This is a genomic window from Bradyrhizobium sp. 186 (assembly GCF_023101685.1).
GTDB lineage: Bacteria > Pseudomonadota > Alphaproteobacteria > Rhizobiales > Xanthobacteraceae > Bradyrhizobium.
On sequence record NZ_CP082164.1, the window covers coordinates 3,481,869 to 3,500,901 of the forward strand.

The following is a 19,033-nucleotide window of genomic DNA, read 5'->3' on the forward strand; positions in this document are numbered from 1 at the left end:
GGCTCCTGTTGTTGGCTTGAGAAACTGTGCCGGTCGGCTGCGATGCAGCAGCTGGCTTGCCCGCTGAGCTACGCCGCGGCGGCTCGGCTGCGAAGACACGCCGTCCGGCAGACACTGTTTCGTGCCGCGAACGAATGCCGGTCAGGCAGCCGGATCGGTTGTCTGGGCGCGGGCGACGCCCTAGTTTGCAGAACAGGAGCTCAAGGGGTTGGCCGGGGGCATGGATCGTCTCGACGCAATGAAGGTTTTCGTCGTCGCAGTGGACGAGGGGAGCCTCGCGGCCGCGGGGCGCAAGCTCGGCCGCTCGCCGGCGGCCGTGAGCCGCGCCGTTGCCTTCCTGGAGGGGCAAGTCGGCGCCGAGCTGCTGCACCGGACAACGCGCTCGATCAAGCTCAGCGAGGAGGGCGAGCGCTATGCCGCGATCTGCCGCCGCGTGCTCACCGAGCTCGAAGAGGCCGATGACATCGCGGCAGGACCGCGCACTGCGCCCCGCGGCCTGCTCTCGATCACAGCCCCGGTGGTGTCAGGCGAGATGGTCCTGCGGCCGATCCTCGATGCGTTCCTGGACGCCTACCCGACGGTGTCGGCAAAGCTCCTGCTGTTCGACCGCGCGGTCAATCTGATCGAGGAGGGCGTCGACGTCGCGCTTCGCATCGGCCACCTTGCGGATTCGGCGATGGTCGCGATGCGGGTCGGCGAGATAAGCCGCGTCGTGGTGGCGGCGCCGCGCTATCTGAAGCAGCATCCGCGCATCGATGAGCCCGGAGATCTCGCGAAACACCAGATCGTGGCGATGGCCCATCTCCCCAATTCCTGGACGTTTGCGCCACAGGCAGGCTCGTCAGTACCGCGTACGGTCCAGTTCACGCCGCGGCTCGTCGTCAACAGCACCTATGCAGCCGTGGCTTCCGCCGTCTCGGGGCGCGGCGTCGCGCGAATGTATTCGTACCAGGTGGCCGAGCAGGTCGCGCGCGGCGATCTCACGATCGTGCTGGCCGGTGACGAGGATCCGGAGATGCCGGCACACCTGATCTGTCCGCAAGGCCGGCTCTCGGTGCCTAAGGTGCGCGCCTTCACCGACTTTGCCGTGCCCCGGCTGAAGAAGCACTTTGCGCTTCTGAAGAAAGCTATCGACTCTCGCTGAATTATGAAGCGTTCGCCGCGCGGAAGAGTGTTTATCGCAGGCTGGCCATTCGCCGCCGTCTCGATTGCGCTAGATGTGTGGCGATAGAGCGGCCTGTCGGCTGCATTGCGCGCCTTCGAAAATGCACGAGATGAATATGTCAGAAGAAATAAACGACGATCGCCGCCGCTTCATCACGACGGCCGCGATCGGCATCGCTGCTCCCCTGGTTTTCAGTAACGCGGTTGCGGCGCAAACCAGCGAGGTGGGAGCGGCAAGCCTGCCCGCGATCAAGCCGGGCGCGAATACGGGCTTTGGCGCGCTCAAGCAGATCGATGCCGGCGTTCTCACGGTCGGATATGCCGAGGCGGGGCCGGCCGACGGTCCCCTGGTGATCCTGCTGCACGGCTGGCCCTATGACATCCACAGCTTCGTGGACGTCGTACCTGCTCTCGCGCGGGCTGGCTATCGCGTCATCGTTCCGCATCTGCGCGGCTATGGCACGACGCGCTTCCTTTCGGCCGAGACGATGCGCAACGGCGAGCCGGCGGCGCTGGCCGTCGACATCGTCGCGCTGATGGATGCGCTCGCGATCAAGCAGGCGACGCTCGCCGGCTATGATTGGGGGGCGCGGACCGCCAATATCGTCGCGGCACTCTGGCCTGAGCGCGTCAAGGCGATGGTCTCGGTCAGCGGCTATCTGATCTCGAGCCAGGCGGCAGGCAAGATGCCGTTGCCGCCGAGCGCCGAGCTGCAATGGTGGTATCAATACTATTTCGCCACCGAGCGTGGCCGTGAAGGCTACGCCAAGAACCGGCACGACTTTGCCAAGCTGATCTGGAAGCTCGCCTCGCCCAAGTGGAATTTCGACGATGCCACCTATGACCGCAGCGCAGCCTCGCTCGATAATCCCGATCATGTCGACATCACGATCCACAATTATCGCTGGCGCCTTGGTCTCGCCGAGGGTGAAGCGAAATATGCCGAGCTTGAGCAGCGGCTGGCGAGCCTGCCGGTGATCACCGTGCCGACCATCACCATGGAGGGCGATACCAACGGCGCACCGCATCCGGAGCCCGCTGCCTACGCCCAGAAGTTTTCGGGCAAATACGAGCACCGGACGGTCAGCGGCGGCATCGGGCACAACCTGCCCCAGGAGGCCCCGCAGGCCTTCGCGCAGGCGGTCGCTGATATCGCCGGGAGTTGAAGGCGCGGGCGGCCGGCGCCTGCCGGCCGCCGAACCCGCGCCAATGCGTTGTTTTGCGTATTCGGACGCCGGACTGAATCGGCCATCCTGCCCAAACGGTTAACGCCGGATTAACCGGTGAGTCCTAGCCTGTCTCGGCCGGGTTACTCGCAGGCCGAGGTGAGCCCAATGGAAGCCCAGAAGATCGCGGTCGACGCCGTCGTCGCGCTGACCGATTGCGACCGCGACGCCGTCATCGCCTTCATCCGCCGGCTCTATCTCGCCGGCGTCACCGATCCCAAGCGCCTGACCTTCAAGGGTCTCCAGGCGCTGTCCCGGGCTTGATTGGGCTCGTTTCGGCGCCAACTTCCGGTCCCATCGCCGCCCACTGAATGACCGCTACCCCGACGGCGAATATCTTGCCGCTCGCGCCGGGTCGGAGTAGATGACGTCCCCAGCTGTATCACTGGGGAACGGGGGATATGCTGAAACAGCTTTTTGCGCCGCAGCTTGTCATTCTCTATGTGCTTGCGGCATCGACGATTTACGTGCACTTCCGGGGCAAGCAGCGACTGCGCTTCGCGCGCCAGCTCGGCGATCACTCAACCTATTTCGCGCCCTACAACGTGCTGATGTATGCGGGCTCGGCCGTGCCGAACAAGCCGGTGATCTCGGTCGATCAGTTTCCCGAGCTCAAGCCGCTCAGCGAAAATTGGGAAACCATCCGCGACGAGGCCGTGCGCCTGTTCGACGAAGGCTTCATTCGCGCGGCGGCCAAGAACAACGATTGGGGTTTCTACTCGTTCTTCAAGAGCGGCTGGAAGCGCTTTTACCTGAAATGGTACGACGACTTCCTGCCCTCGGCGCGCACGCTGTGCCCGAAGACGGTGGAGCTGCTGAACTCGATCCCGAGCGTCCATGGTGCGATGTTCGCGATGCTGCCGCCGGGCGGCAAGCTTGGCGCGCACCGCGATCCCTTCGCGGGCTCGCTGCGCTATCACCTCGGCCTCGTCACGCCGAACTCGAACAAGTGCCGCATCCTCGTCGATGGCGTCGAATGCGTCTGGCGCGACGGCGAGGCCTTCATGTTCGACGAGACCTTCATCCACAGCGCGGAGAATGCGACCGACGTCAACCGCATCATCCTGTTCTGCGACGTCGAGCGCCCGATGAAGTACGGCTTCATGACCGCGATCAACCGCTGGGTCAGCCATCACATCGTCAAGGCGTCGGCGACCCAGAACGTCGACGGCGAGAGCGTCGGCGTGCTCAACAAGGTGTTCGGCAAGCTCTACGAGATCCACCTTGGAAGCCGCAAGGTCAAGGAATGGAACCGCAACGTCTACTACACGCTGAAATATTCGCTGACGGCGCTGATCCTCGGCCTGCTCGTGATGTCGGCGTTGGGGTGATCGGAGCAGTCGCGCCCAACATGGAGCAGGCAATGGCCCCCTTGCCGACCGCGAATACGGAAATCGCGCAGTTCTTCCACCAATGGCTGGAAACCTTCGCAGGCTATGTCCGTGAAGTCGATTACGCCTCTGCGAGGCCGCTCTTCCATCCGGATGTGCTTGCCTTCGGCACGCATAACGATGTCATCCCTGGCCTGGATCAATGGGTCGCGACGCAATGGGATAACGTCTGGCCAAAGACGACCGACTTCCGTTTTGTCCTCGAGGAGACTGCGATTCTGGCGTCCCCCGACGGCGCGATGGCGACCGTGATCGCGCCGTGGACGAGCACGGGCTATCACCCCGATGGCAGCCCGTTTCCGCGGCCTGGCCGGGCCACCATGGTGTTCTCCAGGAGTGCCGACGGTTGGCTGTGTGTGCATTCCCACATGTCGCTCAACCGCGGCGTGCCGCAGGTGAGCCACGCCAATCGACCGGTGAAGGCCTGGTAGATCGAATCCATCCAGCATTTCGCGTCGGGCGATCCTAATACAAAAGGCCCCGGAAATCTCCGGGCCTTTCGATGTCCTGATGCCGCGCAGCTTTATTCCGGCTGGCCGATCGAGACCTTCAGCGAGCCGACGCCGTCGACGCCGCATTCGAGCTTGTCGCCGGGCTGGAGCTGCGACACGCCGGCCGGCGTGCCCGTCATGATGATGTCGCCGGCGGCGAGCTTCACCTGCTGCGAGAGCTGCCAGATGATTTCAGGCACGTTCCAGATCAACTCGGTGAGGTCGCCCTTCTGCGCTTCCTTGCCGTTGACCGTGAGCCAGATCTTGCCCTCGGCGGGATGGCCGATCTTCGCGGCCGGCTGCACCGCGGAGCAGGGCGCGGAATAGTCGAACGACTTGCCGATCTCCCAGGGACGCTCCTTCTTGCGCGAGGCGAGCTGAAGGTCGCGGCGGGTGAGATCGATGCCGACGGCATAGCCGTAGACATGGTCGAGCGCCTTGTCGGCGGGGATGTTGAGGCCGCCGCTCTTCATCGCGACGATCAGCTCGACCTCGTGATGCAGGTCCTTGGTCAGCGGCGGATAGGGAATGGTGGCGCCATCGGGGACCAGCATGTCGGCATGCTTGGCGAAGAAGAACGGCGGCGCGCGCTCGTCATTGCCCATCTCGCGGATGTGCTCGAGATAGTTGCGGCCGACGCACCAGATGCGGCGCACCGGGTAACGGCCGCTTTCGCCAACGACCGGAAGCGAAGCCTGGGGCGGAAGCGGGATGACGTAGGAGGCGGCGTTCATGAGGCGGTCTCGCTGCTCTTGAGGTGATCTTGGGGTGAATACGATTCTATGCAGTTGCGCTGACCGGCGCCAGCGCCAAGGCGCCGATGTCGTGATGTTGCAATCGGAAGAACGAGGCGTAGCGGCCCGAGCGGCGGAGCAGCTCGTCGTGCCGGCCCTGCTCGACGATCTCGCCGCCCTCGACCACCAGGATGGCATCGGCATGCATGATGGTGTGCAGGCGATGCGCGATCACGATGGTGGTGCGGTTCTGGCAGAGATGCTCGATCGCCTCCTGCACCTGCTTCTCGGATTCGGAATCGAGCGCGGCGGTGGCCTCGTCGAGCAGAATGACCGGCGCGTTCTTGATCAGCGCGCGTGCAACCGCGATGCGCTGGCGCTGGCCGCCCGACAGCTGCGTGCCGTGCTCGCCGACCGGCGTGTCGTAGCCGAGCGGGAAGCCCATGATGAAATCATGCGCGCAGGCCGCCTTGGCGGCGTCGATGATCTGCTCTTCGGTCGCGCCCGGCCTGCCGAAGGCGATGTTGCTGCGGATGGTGTCGCGGAACAAATAGACGTCCTGGCCGACATAGGCGGTCTGCGCGCGCAGCGACTTTCGCGAAATCGAGCCGATCGACTGGCCGTCGATCACGATGTCGCCCTGCCTCACCTCGTAGAAGCGCAGCAGCAGCGACAGCACCGTCGACTTGCCGCCGCCGGACGGCCCGACCAATGCGGTGACCTTGCCGGGCTCGGCCGTGAAGCTTATGCGGTTGAGCACGGTCTCGCCAGTGCGATAGGCGAAGCTGACATCGCGCAGCTCGATCTTCGCTTCGGAGAGCTTCAGCGCCGGCTTGTCGTCGTCGGAATGTTCGCTCGCCGGGCTGTCGACGACTTCGAGCAGCATGCGCGCGCCGACGAGCTGGCTGTTGAGGTCGATGTTGAGCCGCGCCAGCCGCTTGGCCGGCTCGGTCGCCATCAGGAACGCTGTCATGAAGGAGAAGAACTGGCCGGGCGTGGCGCCGAGCGCGACCACGCTGTAGCCGCCATAGAGCAGGCAGCCGGCGACCGCGAAGCCGCCGAGCATCTCCATCAGCGGGTTGGAGCGGTTGGCGACGCGAGCCATCTTATTGGCGTTGCGCTCGACGATCGCGATGTTCTCGTCGATGCGGTTCTGCATCGCGTCTTCGAGCGTGAACGCCTTCACGGTGCGGATGCCCTGCAGCGACTCCTGCATCGTCTCCAGGATGTCGGCGGTGCCGGTGAACTGGTTGTAGGCGAGGCCCTTGATGCGCTTGACCAGCTTGCGCAGCACCAGCATGGCCGGCGGCACCGCGACGAGGCCGATGAACGACATCAGCGGATCCTGCCACACCATCACGCCGATCATGGCGAGCAGCATCATGAGGTCGCGCCCGACGGCGTTGACCAGCATGTTGAGCACGTCGGTGATGGACTTTGCGCCGGCCGTCAGCCGCGCCAAAAATTCCGAGGAATGCCGTTCGGAGAAGAAGCCGACGCTCTCGCGCATCAGCTTGGCGAAGAGCTGGCGCTGGTTGGTGGCGAGGATGGCGTTGCTGATCTTGGTCAGGATCACCATGTGGCCATAGGTCGCCACGCCCTTGATGAAGAGCAGGATCACCGTCACCCCCGAGAGCATCGCGATGCCCGGGATGTTCTTGTCGACATAGGCCTGGTTGATGACCTGGCCGAGGACGTAGGTCGCGGCCGCGGTCGACCCGGCGGCAAGCGCCATCAGCGCGAAGGCGACGAGGTAGCGCCGCCAGTAGATGACCCCCTGTTCCGTGACGAGGCGGCGAATCAGGACCGCTGCCGCATAGGGATCGTCGGTGATTTTCTTTGGAAACTGGGCCATCCGTAGTCCATTGACGGCGCAGGGAAAAGCCTGCCCGCACGTCAGGGATCGAAGGGCCTCTGTGCCCGCTAAAGCGGGGCTTTTCAAGCCCAATTAAGGGCTTGCGCTTGGATGGAATCTAGGCCGAGACGGCGTGGCGGAGCTCGCCATGGCGCTCGCGGAACAGCTTGTCCTCCCAGGCCAGCGCGTGCGCCGCGATGGTCTCGAGGTCGTCGTATTGCGGCTTCCAGTCGAGCAGGCCGCGGATGCGGCTGGTGTCGGCGACCATGGTCATGATGTCGCCGGGTCGGCGCGGCGCGTATTGCACGGCGAAGCTGCGGCCGGAAACCCGCCGCACGGCATCGATGGTCTCCAGCACCGAATAGCCGCGGCCATAGCCGCAATTCAGCGTGGTCGAGGCGCCGCCATTGCGCAAATAGGCGAGCGCCGAGCGATGGGCCTGCGAAAGATCCGTAACGTGGATGAAGTCGCGGATGCAGCTGCCGTCCTGGGTCGGATAATCGGTGCCGAACACGTCGATCTTGGCGCGCTGGCCGGTGGCGGCCTCGACCGCGATCTTGAGCAGATGCGTGGCGCCGACTGTGGCAAGCCCGATGCGGGCCTGCGGATCGGCGCCGGCGACGTTGAAATAGCGCAAGGTCACATATTGCATGCCGTAGGCGGAGCCGACGTCGTGCAGCATGATCTCGGTCATCAGCTTCGACGAGCCGTAGGGCGACAGCGGCCGCGTCGGCGCGTGCTCGGGCACGGGCACCTGGTCCGGATTGCCGTAGACGGCGGCGGTCGAGGAGAAGATGAAGCGGTTGATGCCGCGCTTGACTGCGACGTTGAGCAGGTTGCGCGCGGTCATGAAGTTGTTGCGGTAATAGCCGAGCGGATCGCGCATCGAATCCGGCACCACGACGGAGCCGGCGAAATGGATGATGCTCTCGATGTTGTGCTGGGTGATCACGCCTTCGAGCAGGTTCTCGTCGCCGGCATCGCCAATGAACAGCGGCACGCCTTCCGGCAGATAGGTGGAGAAACCGGTGGAGAGATCGTCGATCACGACCACGTCCTCGCCGGCTTCCGCCAGCGCCAGAACCGTGTGACTTCCGATATAACCGGCGCCGCCGGTGACTAGCACAGTCATGATCTCACCCGTCTTCGATCAACGCTCGAAGCTAACGTTTCCGCGGTGAAGAGGGGGTTTCGGCGCGGCTGAACTGGTCACTATGCTTAATGTTGCGTATAGGGACTCCGCGAAACGGAGCGTGACGTGGCGAATTTCCCCGGCGATCTCGAAGTGATCGTGCCAAATCTGCACAGGCGCTATTCCGGGGTCACCGCGACCAACCGGATGGTGGCGCCGCGGCTGGCAAAACTGTTTCGCGCCGCATGGTTCGGCTCCGACGCGCCGGAGGAGATTGCACGGCTCAGTGTTGCCGATTTCCTGAAATTGTGGCGGCGCCGCGCGCCGCTGATCTGGCATGCGCGGCGCAACAACGAGATGATCGCGAGCGTCCTGCTGCGCGCGCTGGGCTGGCCGCTCAAGCTCGTCTTCACCTCGGCGGCGCAGCGGCACCATAGCTGGATCACGCGCTGGCTGATCCGGCGCATGGACGCGATCATCGCGACATCAGATATCTCGGCCTCGTTCCTGAAAGTGAAGGCGACGGTGATCCCGCATGGCGTCGACACCGACGTCTATGCGCCGCCGCTCGATCGCGCCGCGGCCTTCGCCGAATGCGGTTTGCCCGGCCGCTATGCGATCGGCTGCTTCGGACGCGTGCGTGCGCAGAAAGGCACGGATGTGTTCGTCGACGCGATGTGCCGGTTATTGCCGCGCTATCCGGATTTCACTGCCGTTATCGTCGGCCAGGTCACGCCCGAGCAGCTTCCCTTCGCGAACGACCTGAAAAAGCGGATCGAAGCTGCCGGCCTGCAATCGCGCATCGTCATCACCGACGAACTGCCGATTGAGGAGGTGCAGCGGTGGTACCGGCGGCTGACGATCTATGCTTTCACCTCGCGCAACGAAGGTTTTGGTTTGACGCTGATCGAGGCGATGGCGGCCGGCAGCGCGCTCGTCGCCTCACGCGCGGGCGCGGCCGAGCTTGTCGTCGAGGACGGCGTGACTGGTGTGCTGATTCCGAATGGCGATGTGGAGGCGCTGGTCGCCGCGCTCGAGCCGCTGATGCGGGATGTGGACGCCGCCACCGCGATGGGTGAGCGCGGGCGCGAGCGCGTGTTGGCAAAATTCAGCCTCGATGCGGAGGCCGCCAGGATCGGAGACGTCTATCGTCCGCTGCTTTGAACCACCGATTTCGTGGTCGCGGACAAAAAACTCGAAAACAACCCCATGCACAGTAGCCGGTGACAGCTGAATCAATGGCTTGGCGGTCGGTGCGGTGCCTTGCGGATTTTACGAAGCCGTTTGACCCGTCGGGCAAAACACCTGTAAACAGGCATCATCGCAGAAATCGTCGAGCCCGCACTGTCACCGTTCGCGGCTTTGTTGTTCCCGTTTGCTCGGGAACGCCAGGGCGACACGTTCATTAAACAGCAATCACCCTCGGTAGGGCGTAGGTCGCAGGCCTTTGTGGGCTGGGTCGGCTGAGCCATGCTCATAGGCGAACCAACCACAACCATGGCAAACGATCATCTCACATCGACCAGGATTCCACGTTTCGCGCTTCAGGAGAGACTTGAAACCGGTATCATAGCAGGCAGTACAGAGATGATGCTGTGGTTCTCCGTTTGCCATTCCTTCTTTCAGCGAATAGGCGAAAATGCCAGGAGCGAGTTCGGCAAGCTGGTAGCGCTGCTTGTCTGCATCCCATGCTTCAAGGCTAGTCACTTCTTTTTCAAGCTTGCCTACACGTTCCAGCAACGCAAATTGCACCGCTTGTGCCGCGAGAATTTCCTTCTGGAGATCTATGATCGCCCGGTCACGAGCGACGGTCTCGTGGATGTTCTCCAAAGCCTTGGCCATATCAAACGCGGTCTTGACAGCGCCGAGACCACTTATCGCTTCCGCAATAACCATGCTAACCCTCATCCCGTATCGCGAGTACCCTAGCGATTTCACTAGACCGAACTTCCCCTCGGGATTTTTGTTAGAGCGTTGAGAGGATTTGAGAAGTTTGGATCGGGCTGATTTTGTAGGCATGTAAATGATGATTTTTGGCTTGCGAATGGCAGGTTTCCGTGATTCGATTCCGGCATGTTCGTCGCCCGCATTCCCAACCGCAACTCACCGCCCGCGATCCTGTTGCGCGAGAGCTATCGCGAGGGCGACAAGATCAAGTCGCGCACGCTGGCCAACCTGTCGCATTGGCCGGATGAGAAGATCGATGCGCTGCGCCGCGTCCTGAAAGGCGAGGAGCTGGTCTCGCCGGCCGAGCAACTGCGGATCGAGCGCTCGCTGCCGCACGGCCACGTGGCCGCGGTGCTCGGCATGGCGCGCCAGCTCGGACTGCATCGCCTTGTCCCGGACAAGCCCAGACGGTTGGCCAGGCTGGCTTTGGCCTTGATCGTGGCACGGGTGATCGAACCGGCCGCCAAGCTGGCCACGGCGCGCCAGCTCAGCGAGGCGACGGCGGCGCATTCGCTGGGCGAACTGCTCGATCTCAGCGCCGTCGACGAGGACGAGCTTTACGAAGCGCTCGACCTGCTCGGCACGGCCCAACCGGGGATCGAGGCGACGCTCGCCAAGCGCCATCTGCATGACGGCTCGCTGGTGCTCTACGATCTCACCTCCAGCTATCTGGAGGGGCGACATTGCGAATTGGCGCGGCATGGTTACAGCCGCGACGGTCGTTCCGACAAGCTGCAGATCGTGTTCGGCTTGCTGTGCGCCGCCGACGGCTGCCCGGTGGCGGTGGAGGTGTTCGAAGGTAACACCGCCGACCCGAGCACGCTGGCCGCGCAAGTCGACAAACTGAAGGCCCGCTTCAAGCTGTCGCGTGTGGTACTGGTCGGCGATCGCGGCATGATCACCAGCGCCCGTATCGAAGCCGATCTGATGCCGGCCGGGCTCGATTGGATCACCGCTCTGCGGGCGCCGGCGATCCGCAAGCTCGCCGAGGACGGCGGCCCGCTGCAATTGTCGCTGTTCGACGATCGCGATATGGCCGAGATCACGTCCCCCGACTTCCCCGGCGAGCGCCTGATCGTGTGCCGCAACCCGGATCTGGCCGACGAGCGTCGGCGCAAGCGCGGCGAGTTGCTGGCGGCGACCGAGAAGGATCTCGCCCGCGTCAAGGCCGCCGTGCAGCGTCAGCGCAACCCCTTGCGCGGCGAGGATGAGATCGGTCTGAAGGTCGGCGCCGTGCTGGGCAAGCGTAAGATGGCCAAGCACTTCCACCTCGCCATCACCGACACTTCGTTCGACTTCAGTCGGATCGAGGATGCCATCGCCAACGAAGCGTCGCTCGACGGCTTCTATGTGCTACGGACCAACGTGCCGGCCGAGAACCTCGACACCGCCGCCACGGTGCGTGCCTACAAGAGCCTGGCCCAGGTCGAACGCGCCTTCCGCACCATCAAGACCGTCGAACTGGAGGTGCGCCCGATCCACCATCGCCTCGCTGGCCGCGTGCGCGCCCACGTCTTCCTCTGCATGCTCGCTTATTACATCGTCTGGCACATGCGCCGCGCGCTGGCCCCGATCCTGTTCGACGATCACGACCGCGAGGCCGCCGACGCCGCGCGCGTCTCGCCCGTCGCCAAGGCCAGAGTCTCGGCCGCGGCCAGAACCAAGGCTAATCGCAAGCACACCCACGATGGCCGGCCCGTGCACAGCTTTCGAACGCTGTTGCAGGATCTCGCCACGCTCACACGCAACATCGTTCGCATCGGTCAGGACGCCCCGGCCGCTATGCTCACAAGTCCAACCCCACTACAACAAGACGTCTTCAATCGGCTCGGCATTCCTATCGCCCCATAATGTAGGCAGACGCGCCGTCACGCCCGCTGGAATTACACGCCAGCTCAAATGCTTACGTCGCTACTCAAGGGGAAGTTCGGACTAGCGTTTGGCGAATTGACCTTTGGGTTCTTCAACGGAATCTTTTTTGCACCAGCGATAGAGGCTGCTGAGCGAGACAGATCACGCTAGGTGAGCGGGCGCGACTGCAAGTATGTCAGGCAATCAGAGGTCTGATGCCGGCTCAGGTCATCGCCCGCGTCCCGGCCTCCCTCAGCACCCGCTGCGCAATCGCAACGACCTCTGACGCCGCGATATCGCGCATGCAGTGGTGGTCGTTCATCCGGCAGATCGTGCTTTGGCAGGGCTGGCAGGACAGCACGCTCTTGTCCTGAACCACGGTCGCGGCAAGGCCGTTGAGGGGGGCCCAGAGGTAAGGGCTGGTCGGGCCAAAAATGCCCATGGTCGGTGTCCCCAAGGCGGCCGCGATGTGCATCAGCCCGGAATCGTTGGAGATCGCGACGCTGGCGGCCGCCATGGCCAGGACGCCGTTGCGCAGGTCGGTCCCGGTCAGGTCCCGCACCCCCGGCCCGCCCGCGGCGACGATCTCCTCGGCGAGGCCCTTTTCCCCGGGGCCGCCAACCACCCAAACTTCCAGCCCCCGCTCGGCCAGCAGCCGGGCAGCTTCCGGATAGTAGGTCCAGCGCTTTGAGACGCCGACCGAGCCCGGGGCGAGCGCCACGGCGGCACCCGCGCTCAGGCCGTTGGCCTGCCGCCAGCGGACGATGTCTTCGGCCGGAACCCGCAATTGCGGCACCGGCCATTCCGGGGGCAGCGGTGCGTCATCGGGCCGGGCCAGGGCGGCGTTCTTGTCGATGAAGCGAGGGAGCCGCTTTTCGCCCCAGCGCCAGCGGTTGAGCAGGCCGAACCGGAACTCCCCGACAAAGCCGACCCGCTCGGGGATGCCCGCCAGTGCCGGGGCGATGGCGGCTTTCCAGGTCCGGGGCAGCACCAGGGCGGTCCCGTAGTTCCGCTCATGCAGGAGCTTCGCCAGGCCGAGCTGGCGGCCCACGGCGAGGCGACGGCGCGGCAGGTCCCAGACGATCCCCTGGCGCACGCCGGGCATATAATCGACCAGCGGCGCGCACAGGGACGTGGTCAGGAGATCGACCGGCCGATTCGGCCAGCGCTCGTTCAGGACCCGCACGACGGTGTGATTCCGGACGAAATCGCCGATCCACATATAGGGGACGATCAGGATCGGGCGCGTGTCGCTCCGATCGTCATTTCCGCTAAATTGCGAATCTTTATTCATTGTTTAAGATGGCCGCCGGCGCTGATGTCGCGGTTCGGTTAGCCGCTCCGAGACGGAACGTAAAGCCGGCTGAGGACCGATCCCGAAACCGCTTACACTTTGGCGGATCATGCGCTACGGCAGGACCGGGCCGCAAAATTCGGGCAGGGATTTTGGAATGTTGCTGGTGACCGGCGGGGCCGGTTTTATCGGATCGAATGTCGTCGCCGCGCTGAACGAGGCCGGTCGCAGCGTCGTGGTCTGTGATCACCTCGGCACCGACGGCAAGTGGCGCAACCTCGCCAAGCGGCAGCTTGTGGATATCGTCCCCCCGGCCGAGCTGCTCGAATGGCTGAACGGCCGCAAGCTCGACGCCGTGATCCATCTCGGGGCGATCTCGGAGACCACGGCGACCGACGGCGATCTCGTGATCGAAACCAATTTCCGCCTGTCGATGCGCCTGCTCGACTGGTGCACGGCGAATGCGGTGCCGTTGATCTATGCGTCCTCGGCGGCGACCTACGGCGACGGCACGGAAGGCTTTGGCGACGACGCCTCGCTGGCCGCGCTGAAGAAGCTGCGGCCCATGAACCTCTACGGCTGGAGCAAGCAGCTGTTCGATCTCGCCGTCGCCGAGCGCGCGACGCGCGGCGAAAAGCTGCCGCCGCAATGGGCGGGCTTGAAGTTCTTCAACGTGTTCGGCCCGAACGAGTACCACAAGGGCTCGATGATGAGCGTGCTGGCGCGCCGCTTCGACGACGTCAAAGCGGGCCGCGTCGTGCAATTGTTCAAGTCGCATCGCGACGGTATCGCCGATGGCGATCAGCGCCGCGATTTCATCTATGTCGACGACGTCGTGCGGGTGATCATGTGGCTGCTGGCGACGCCATCGGTGTCCGGCATCTTCAATGTCGGTACCGGCAAGGCGCGCAGCTTCAAGGACCTGATGCTCGCGGCCTATGCGGCGCTCGGCACCAGGCCCAACATCGAATACATCGACATGCCCGAGGCGATCCGCGGCAGCTATCAATACTTCACCCAGAGCGAGGTCGATCGTCTCCACCGTGCCGGCTATAACGGCGGCTTCACGACGCTGGAGAATGCGGTGAAGGCCTATGTCGGGGATTATCTCGACCGGCCCGATCGCTTTCGCTGAGGCCCTTTGACCATGCCGACGCCCATTCTCGATTTCGATGCCCTCGCGCAAGCCATCAGCGGCCGCACGGTGCTGTGCATCGGCGACATCATGCTGGACGAGTTCGTCTATGGCGAGGTGTCGCGGATCTCGCCGGAAGCGCCGGCGCCGGTGATTGCCGCCCAGCGCAGCGAGATCCATATCGGCGGCGCCGGCAACGTCGCGCGCAATGTCGCGTCCCTCGGCGCGCGCTGCATCTTCGTCGGCCTCGTCGGCCAGGACGATGCCGGCAAGCGGCTCGCGGTCGCACTTTCAGAGCAGGCCGGCATCGAAAGCGTGCTGGTGTGCGATCCGTCGCGGCCGACCACGCGAAAAGTCCGCTTCGTCTCGGAACATTTCTCCACCCATATGCTGCGCGCGGATTGGGAGCAGGCGTCGCCGGCTTCCGACGAGATCGAGACCAGGCTGATCGAGGCGATCCTGCCGCAGATCTCCCGCGCCGACATCGTGCTGATCTCCGACTACGCCAAGGGCGTCCTGACCGCCCGCGTGATCCGCCACACCATCGATGCCGCGCGAAAACTCGGCAAGCCCGTGATCGTCGATCCCAAGAGCCTCAACTGGGCGATCTATCGCGGCGCCACCTTGCTCACGCCCAACCGCAAGGAATTCGCGGAAGCCACCCGCAGCCGCGCCGACACGGCGCAAAGCATTGTCGATGCCTCCGAGGATGTGATGCGGCTCGCCCATTGCGAGGCGATCCTGGTCACGCAAGGCGAGCAGGGCATGACGCTGGTGCCGCGCAATGGCGATCCCGTTCATGTTCCAGCTTTCCCCGTGAAAGTGCGCGACGTCTCCGGCGCCGGCGACACCGTCGCCGCGGCGCTCGCGGTGTCGCTCGCGGCTGGCGCGGACTGGGATACCGCTTTGCGCATCGCCAATGCGGCAGCCGCTGTCGCCGTCGGCAAGCAGGGCACGGCCAGCGTGAGCGCGGGCGAGCTGCGGCAAAAAATCTTGCCGCATGCCTATCTCGCTGCCGAAGAAAAAATCGTGCTCGATCCGAGCGCACTCGATGCCCAGCTCGCCGAATGGCGCCGGCAAGGACAGCGCGTGGGCTTCACCAATGGCTGTTTCGATATCCTGCATCCCGGTCACGTCAAGGTGCTGACCGCAGCGCGCGCCGCCTGCGATCGCCTGATCGTGGGTCTCAACAGCGACGCCTCGGTGCGGCGACTGAAGGGCGCGGAGCGTCCGGTCCAGGACGAGCGCGCGCGCGCCGAAGTGCTGGCTGCGCTCGAAGCCGTCGATCTCGTCGTCATTTTCGAAGAGGACACGCCGATCGACCTGATCACCCGCATCAAGCCGAACGCGCTGGTGAAGGGCGGCGACTACACCCGCGAGCAGGTGGTCGGCTACGAAGTCGTCGAGGCCGCCGGCGGAATGGTCGTGCTGGTCGACATCCTGCAAGGCTTCAGCACAACGGCGCTGGTCCATCGTGCACGGGGAGGGGGCAAGTGACGGCGCTTGCCCGCGAAACCACCGGCGTGATGCTGTGGCGGCGCCTGCGCAGCCCGGCGGCCTGGCGCGAGACGGTCGATCTGTTCGCGATCCTGACCGTGGCCTCGCTGCCATGGTCGACGTCGCTCGCGGCGATCTTCAACGCCGCGCTGTTACTCTGCATGGTGCCGTTTCTCGACGTCAAGGCATTCCTGCAATCGCTGAAGCGTCCGATCTGCGCGGCGCCGATCGCGCTGGTCCTGCTCGCGCTGTTGGGGACGCTGTGGTCCGATGCGCCCTGGGGCGCGCGGCTCTATGCGGTCAATCCGACGGTGAAGCTGCTGGTGCTTCCGGTTCTGCTCTACCATTTCGAACGATCCTCGCGCGGGCATTGGGTGTTCGTCGCCTTTCTCGTCTCCTGCGCGCTGTTGTCGGTGATGTCCTGGCTTGTGGCGTTCTACCCGAACCTCTCGATCAAGCCGGACAACGTCGAGCGCGGCATCTTCGTCAAGAACTACATCGACCAAAGCCAGGAATTCACGTTGTGCGCGGTCGCGCTCGCCTATCCGATCGTGATGCTGCTGCGGGAGAAGCGGTACTGGCTCGCCGGGTTGCTGACGGCGCTGGCGCTGAGCTTCTTCGTCAACATGGCCTACGTGGTGGTGTCGCGCACCGCGCTCGTCACCGTTCCGATCATGCTCGGCGTGTTCGCGCTGCTGCACCTGAAGTGGCGCAGCATCGCAATCATCTCCGCTGCCCTGCTCGTCGGCGCCGCTCTCGCCTGGCAGGCCTCGCCGCAATTGCGCAAGACCGTAGACACCTTTTCCAGCGACTATCGGCTCTACACGCAGGAGAACGTTCCGACGTCGATCGGCGAGCGCCTCGAATATTGGCAGAAATCAATTCAGTTTTTCCGGCAGGCTCCACTCGCGGGGAATGGGACGGGCTCCATGTTCGGTCTGTTCGACAAGGTCTCCAGGAGCGCCGAATGGGTCCATGGCGTCAGGGTCTTTCCGAATCCTCACAACCAGACCCTGGCCGTAGCCGTGCAATGGGGCATCATCGGCGTCGTCGTTCTCTACGCGATGTGGATCCTGCATCTCCTGTTGTTCCGCGGCGACGGACTTGCCAACTGGGTCGGCCTCCTGGTCGTGGTGCAGAACGTTTTCACCTCGCTGTTCAACTCCCACCTGTTCGATTTCCACGAGGGCTGGATGTACGTCATCGGCGTCGGCGTTGCCGGCGGCATGGTCCTCGGCGCGGGCCGCGCGGAGCCGAAGGTCGGGGAAGCCGGTTCCTGAGCGGCCGCGCGGCTTGTGCTAGCAAGTCTTCTGCTAGCGAGTCTTGAGCTAGCAAGTCTTGCCGAGATGGGCTATCAGCGCGGTCAGGTTGCATCTAACTGGATTTTTATCGGTCGGCGGATGACGCGTCTTTCGCATCTCACCTTGCGCAATTTCCTGATCGCGCTCCACGACCTCCTGGCGACCACGGCGGCGCTGTTCGCCGCGTTCTACCTGCGTTTCGAGGGCGGCGACGGCTTCTTCGACCGCTTGCCGCTGCTGTTCCAGATTCTGCCCTACTTCCTCGCCTTCAGCGTGGTCGTATTCTTCATCTTCAATCTGACCACGACGAAATGGCGGTTCATCTCGCTGCCCGACGCACTGAATATCATCCGCGTCGCGACCGTGCTGACGGTGACGCTGCTCGCGCTCGACTATATCTTCGTCGCTCCCAACGTCCGCGGTGCCTTCTTCCTCGGCAAGGTGACGATCGTCCTCTACTGGTTCCTTGAGATATCCTTCCTCAGCGCGTCGCGCATGGCTTATCGCTACTTCCGCTATACGCGGGTGCGGCGTCACGCCCGAACCGAGGACGCCGCGCCGACACTGCTGATCGGCCGCGCCGCAGATGCCGAGGTACTGTTGCGCGGCATCGAGAGCGGGGCGATCAAGCGCATCTGGCCGGTCGGCGTGCTGTCGCCGTCGAGAGCCGATCGTGGCCAGTTCATCCGCAACGTGCCGGTGCTGGGCGACATCGACGACATCGAAGAGGTCATCGCCGACTTCGCCAAGCGCGACAAGCCGATCGGGCGCCTGGTGATGACGCCGTCCGCGTTCGAGCCGGACGCTCGTCCGGAAGCGATCCTGATGCGGGCGCGAAAGCTCGGCGTGATCGTCAACCGCATGCCCTCGCTCGAGAGCGGCGATACGCCGCGGCTGACTGCCGTCGCGGTCGAGGACCTGCTGCTGCGGCCGAGCGAGCAGATCGACTATGCGCGGCTGGAATCCTTGATCAGGGGCAAGGCGGTGATCGTCACCGGCGGAGGCGGCTCGATCGGCTCCGAGATTTGCGAACGCATCGTCGCCTTCGGTGCTGCGCGCCTCCTGATCCTGGAAAATTCCGAGCCGGCGCTCTACGCGGTCACGGAAGCGATCGCGGCGCACGGCACCGGGGCCGCCATCGAGGGGCGGATCGCCGACATCCGCGACCGCGAGCGCATCGTGCGCCTGATGGCCGAGTTCAAGCCGGACATCGTGTTCCATGCCGCGGCGCTCAAGCACGTGCCGATCCTCGAGCGCGACTGGAGCGAGGGCGTCAAGACCAACATCTTCGGCTCCATCAACGTTGCGGACGCGGCGCTCAGCGCCGGCGCCGAAGCGATGGTGATGATCTCCACCGACAAGGCGATCGAGCCGGTGTCGATGCTCGGCCTGACCAAGCGCTTCGCGGAGATGTATTGCCAGGCGCTGGATCACGACCTCGCGGCCGGGGCCGGCCGCGCCAAGCCTCCAATGCGCCTGATCTCGGTCCGGTTCGGCAACGTGCTGGCCTCGAACGGCTCGGTGGTGCCGAAGTTCAAGGCCCAGATCGAGGCCGGCGGCCCGGTGACGGTCACGCATCCCGACATGGTCCGCTACTTCATGACCATCCGCGAGGCCTGCGACCTCGTCATCACGGCGGCGACGCATGCACTCGGAACCGTGCGTTCGGACGTGTCGGTCTACGTCCTCAACATGGGCCAGCCGGTCAAGATCGTCGATCTCGCCGAACGCATGATCCGCCTGTCCGGCCTTCAGCCCGGCTACGACATCGAGGTCGTTTTCACAGGAATGCGGCCGGGTGAGCGCTTGCATGAGATCCTGTTCGCGTCCGAGGAGCCGACAGTCGAGATCGGCGTCGCCGGCATCATGGCCGCGCAGCCGAATGAGCCGCCGATGCAAACCCTGCGCAAATGGATCACGGCACTCGAGCAGGCGATCGCGCGGGACGATCGGGCCACCATCAGGACCATCCTGAAGGATGCGGTGCCGGAATTCGGATCGACCGCGGCCTGACC

16 protein-coding genes are annotated in these 19,033 nt (G+C 64.3%); 11 read left to right on the forward strand and 5 right to left on the reverse strand.

Annotation, left to right across the window (positions count from 1 at the left end):
- Positions 1–220 precede the first annotated feature (220 nt).
- The 5 genes from IVB18_RS16605 to IVB18_RS16625 all read left to right on the forward strand — a co-directional run bounded on the left by IVB18_RS16605 (position 221) and on the right by IVB18_RS16625 (position 4,212).
- Positions 221–1,144: a LysR family transcriptional regulator gene (locus IVB18_RS16605; protein ID WP_247990109.1), complete on the forward strand. Its 924-nt coding sequence runs from the start codon at positions 221–223 to the stop codon at positions 1,142–1,144.
- 136 nt (positions 1,145–1,280) lie between these two features.
- Positions 1,281–2,330 carry an alpha/beta hydrolase gene (locus IVB18_RS16610; protein WP_247990110.1) on the forward strand — a complete coding sequence of 350 codons (1,050 nt, stop codon included), beginning with the start codon at positions 1,281–1,283 and terminating at the stop codon, positions 2,328–2,330.
- A gap of 168 nt (positions 2,331–2,498) precedes the next feature.
- Entirely contained in the window at positions 2,499–2,654 is a 156-nt protein-coding gene (locus IVB18_RS16615; RefSeq protein WP_014493894.1) for a hypothetical protein, read from the forward strand.
- A gap of 137 nt (positions 2,655–2,791) precedes the next feature.
- On the forward strand, positions 2,792–3,721 hold the full coding sequence (locus tag IVB18_RS16620; RefSeq protein WP_247990111.1) for an aspartyl/asparaginyl beta-hydroxylase domain-containing protein: 930 nt from the start codon (positions 2,792–2,794) through the stop codon (positions 3,719–3,721).
- 32 nt (positions 3,722–3,753) lie between these two features.
- Complete coding sequence (locus IVB18_RS16625) at positions 3,754–4,212, forward strand: nuclear transport factor 2 family protein (protein ID WP_247990112.1); 459 nt, start codon at positions 3,754–3,756, stop codon at positions 4,210–4,212.
- 92 nt (positions 4,213–4,304) lie between these two features.
- Here the strand turns inward: IVB18_RS16625 and IVB18_RS16630 are convergent, their stop codons facing one another.
- The 3 genes from IVB18_RS16630 to galE all read right to left on the reverse strand — a co-directional run bounded on the left by IVB18_RS16630 (position 4,305) and on the right by galE (position 7,993).
- A complete protein-coding gene (locus IVB18_RS16630) occupies positions 4,305–5,006 on the reverse strand; it encodes a fumarylacetoacetate hydrolase family protein (RefSeq protein WP_247990113.1) in 702 nt (233 codons plus the stop codon).
- A 46-nt stretch (positions 5,007–5,052) separates the two neighbouring features.
- Positions 5,053–6,861, reverse strand: coding sequence for an ABC transporter ATP-binding protein (locus IVB18_RS16635; RefSeq protein ID WP_247990114.1), 1,809 nt, complete (start codon positions 6,859–6,861; stop codon positions 5,053–5,055).
- A gap of 118 nt (positions 6,862–6,979) precedes the next feature.
- Positions 6,980–7,993, reverse strand: coding sequence for a UDP-glucose 4-epimerase GalE (gene galE, locus IVB18_RS16640; RefSeq protein WP_247990115.1), 1,014 nt, complete (start codon positions 7,991–7,993; stop codon positions 6,980–6,982).
- Between the two features lie 126 nt (positions 7,994–8,119).
- Here galE and IVB18_RS16645 point away from each other — a divergent pair, with 126 nt between their 5' ends.
- Positions 8,120–9,157, forward strand: a complete 1,038-nt coding sequence (locus tag IVB18_RS16645; RefSeq protein ID WP_247990116.1) for a glycosyltransferase family 4 protein — start codon at positions 8,120–8,122, stop codon at positions 9,155–9,157.
- A gap of 252 nt (positions 9,158–9,409) precedes the next feature.
- Here the strand turns inward: IVB18_RS16645 and IVB18_RS16650 are convergent, their stop codons facing one another.
- Positions 9,410–9,889 carry a hypothetical protein gene (locus tag IVB18_RS16650; RefSeq protein WP_247990117.1) on the reverse strand — a complete coding sequence of 160 codons (480 nt, stop codon included), beginning with the start codon at positions 9,887–9,889 and terminating at the stop codon, positions 9,410–9,412.
- A gap of 177 nt (positions 9,890–10,066) precedes the next feature.
- Between IVB18_RS16650 and IVB18_RS16655 the strand changes: the two genes are divergently transcribed.
- On the forward strand, positions 10,067–11,791 hold the full coding sequence (locus IVB18_RS16655) for an IS1634 family transposase (protein ID WP_247983724.1): 1,725 nt from the start codon (positions 10,067–10,069) through the stop codon (positions 11,789–11,791).
- Positions 11,792–12,014: 223 nt separating this feature from the next.
- On the opposite strand, the gene waaF is transcribed toward IVB18_RS16655, so the two are convergent.
- Entirely contained in the window at positions 12,015–13,085 is a 1,071-nt protein-coding gene (gene waaF, locus IVB18_RS16660; protein WP_247990118.1) for a lipopolysaccharide heptosyltransferase II, read from the reverse strand.
- A gap of 157 nt (positions 13,086–13,242) precedes the next feature.
- On the opposite strand from waaF, the gene rfaD reads away from it, so the two are divergent.
- The 4 genes from rfaD to IVB18_RS16680 all read left to right on the forward strand — a co-directional run bounded on the left by rfaD (position 13,243) and on the right by IVB18_RS16680 (position 19,031).
- Positions 13,243–14,220 (forward strand): ADP-glyceromanno-heptose 6-epimerase, encoded by a 978-nt coding sequence (gene rfaD / locus IVB18_RS16665; protein WP_247990119.1) that lies wholly within the window; start codon positions 13,243–13,245, stop codon positions 14,218–14,220.
- 12 nt (positions 14,221–14,232) lie between these two features.
- A complete protein-coding gene (rfaE1, locus tag IVB18_RS16670; RefSeq protein ID WP_247990120.1) occupies positions 14,233–15,717 on the forward strand; it encodes a D-glycero-beta-D-manno-heptose-7-phosphate kinase in 1,485 nt (494 codons plus the stop codon).
- Positions 15,714–16,997, forward strand: coding sequence for an O-antigen ligase family protein (locus IVB18_RS16675; RefSeq protein WP_247990121.1), 1,284 nt, complete (start codon positions 15,714–15,716; stop codon positions 16,995–16,997). Before rfaE1 ends, IVB18_RS16675 begins: the two co-directional genes overlap by 4 nt.
- 120 nt (positions 16,998–17,117) lie before the next feature.
- The gene (locus IVB18_RS16680) at positions 17,118–19,031 is read left to right on the forward strand and encodes a nucleoside-diphosphate sugar epimerase/dehydratase (RefSeq protein WP_247990122.1); all 1,914 of its coding nucleotides are present in this window, start codon (positions 17,118–17,120) and stop codon (positions 19,029–19,031) included.
- Positions 19,032–19,033: the final 2 nt, after the last annotated feature.

Excerpts from the sequence above, each read along its gene's own strand:
- rfaE1 (WP_247990120.1), top strand. The coding sequence starts at position 14,233 with ATGCCGACGCCCATTCTCGATTTCGATGCCCTCGCGCAAGCCATCAGC.
- IVB18_RS16650 (WP_247990117.1), bottom strand. The coding sequence starts at position 9,889 with ATGGTTATTGCGGAAGCGATAAGTGGTCTCGGCGCTGTCAAGACCGCG.
- IVB18_RS16610 (WP_247990110.1), top strand. The coding sequence starts at position 1,281 with ATGTCAGAAGAAATAAACGACGATCGCCGCCGCTTCATCACGACGGCC.
- IVB18_RS16630 (WP_247990113.1), bottom strand. The coding sequence starts at position 5,006 with ATGAACGCCGCCTCCTACGTCATCCCGCTTCCGCCCCAGGCTTCGCTT.
- IVB18_RS16620 (WP_247990111.1), top strand. The coding sequence starts at position 2,792 with ATGCTGAAACAGCTTTTTGCGCCGCAGCTTGTCATTCTCTATGTGCTT.
- IVB18_RS16655 (WP_247983724.1), top strand. The coding sequence starts at position 10,067 with ATGTTCGTCGCCCGCATTCCCAACCGCAACTCACCGCCCGCGATCCTG.
- IVB18_RS16680 (WP_247990122.1), top strand. The coding sequence starts at position 17,118 with ATGACGCGTCTTTCGCATCTCACCTTGCGCAATTTCCTGATCGCGCTC.
- IVB18_RS16625 (WP_247990112.1), top strand. The coding sequence starts at position 3,754 with ATGGCCCCCTTGCCGACCGCGAATACGGAAATCGCGCAGTTCTTCCAC.
- rfaD (WP_247990119.1), top strand. The coding sequence starts at position 13,243 with ATGTTGCTGGTGACCGGCGGGGCCGGTTTTATCGGATCGAATGTCGTC.
- waaF (WP_247990118.1), bottom strand. The coding sequence starts at position 13,085 with ATGAATAAAGATTCGCAATTTAGCGGAAATGACGATCGGAGCGACACG.
- IVB18_RS16605 (WP_247990109.1), top strand. The coding sequence starts at position 221 with ATGGATCGTCTCGACGCAATGAAGGTTTTCGTCGTCGCAGTGGACGAG.
- IVB18_RS16635 (WP_247990114.1), bottom strand. The coding sequence starts at position 6,861 with ATGGCCCAGTTTCCAAAGAAAATCACCGACGATCCCTATGCGGCAGCG.
- IVB18_RS16615 (WP_014493894.1), top strand. The coding sequence starts at position 2,499 with ATGGAAGCCCAGAAGATCGCGGTCGACGCCGTCGTCGCGCTGACCGAT.
- galE (WP_247990115.1), bottom strand. The coding sequence starts at position 7,993 with ATGACTGTGCTAGTCACCGGCGGCGCCGGTTATATCGGAAGTCACACG.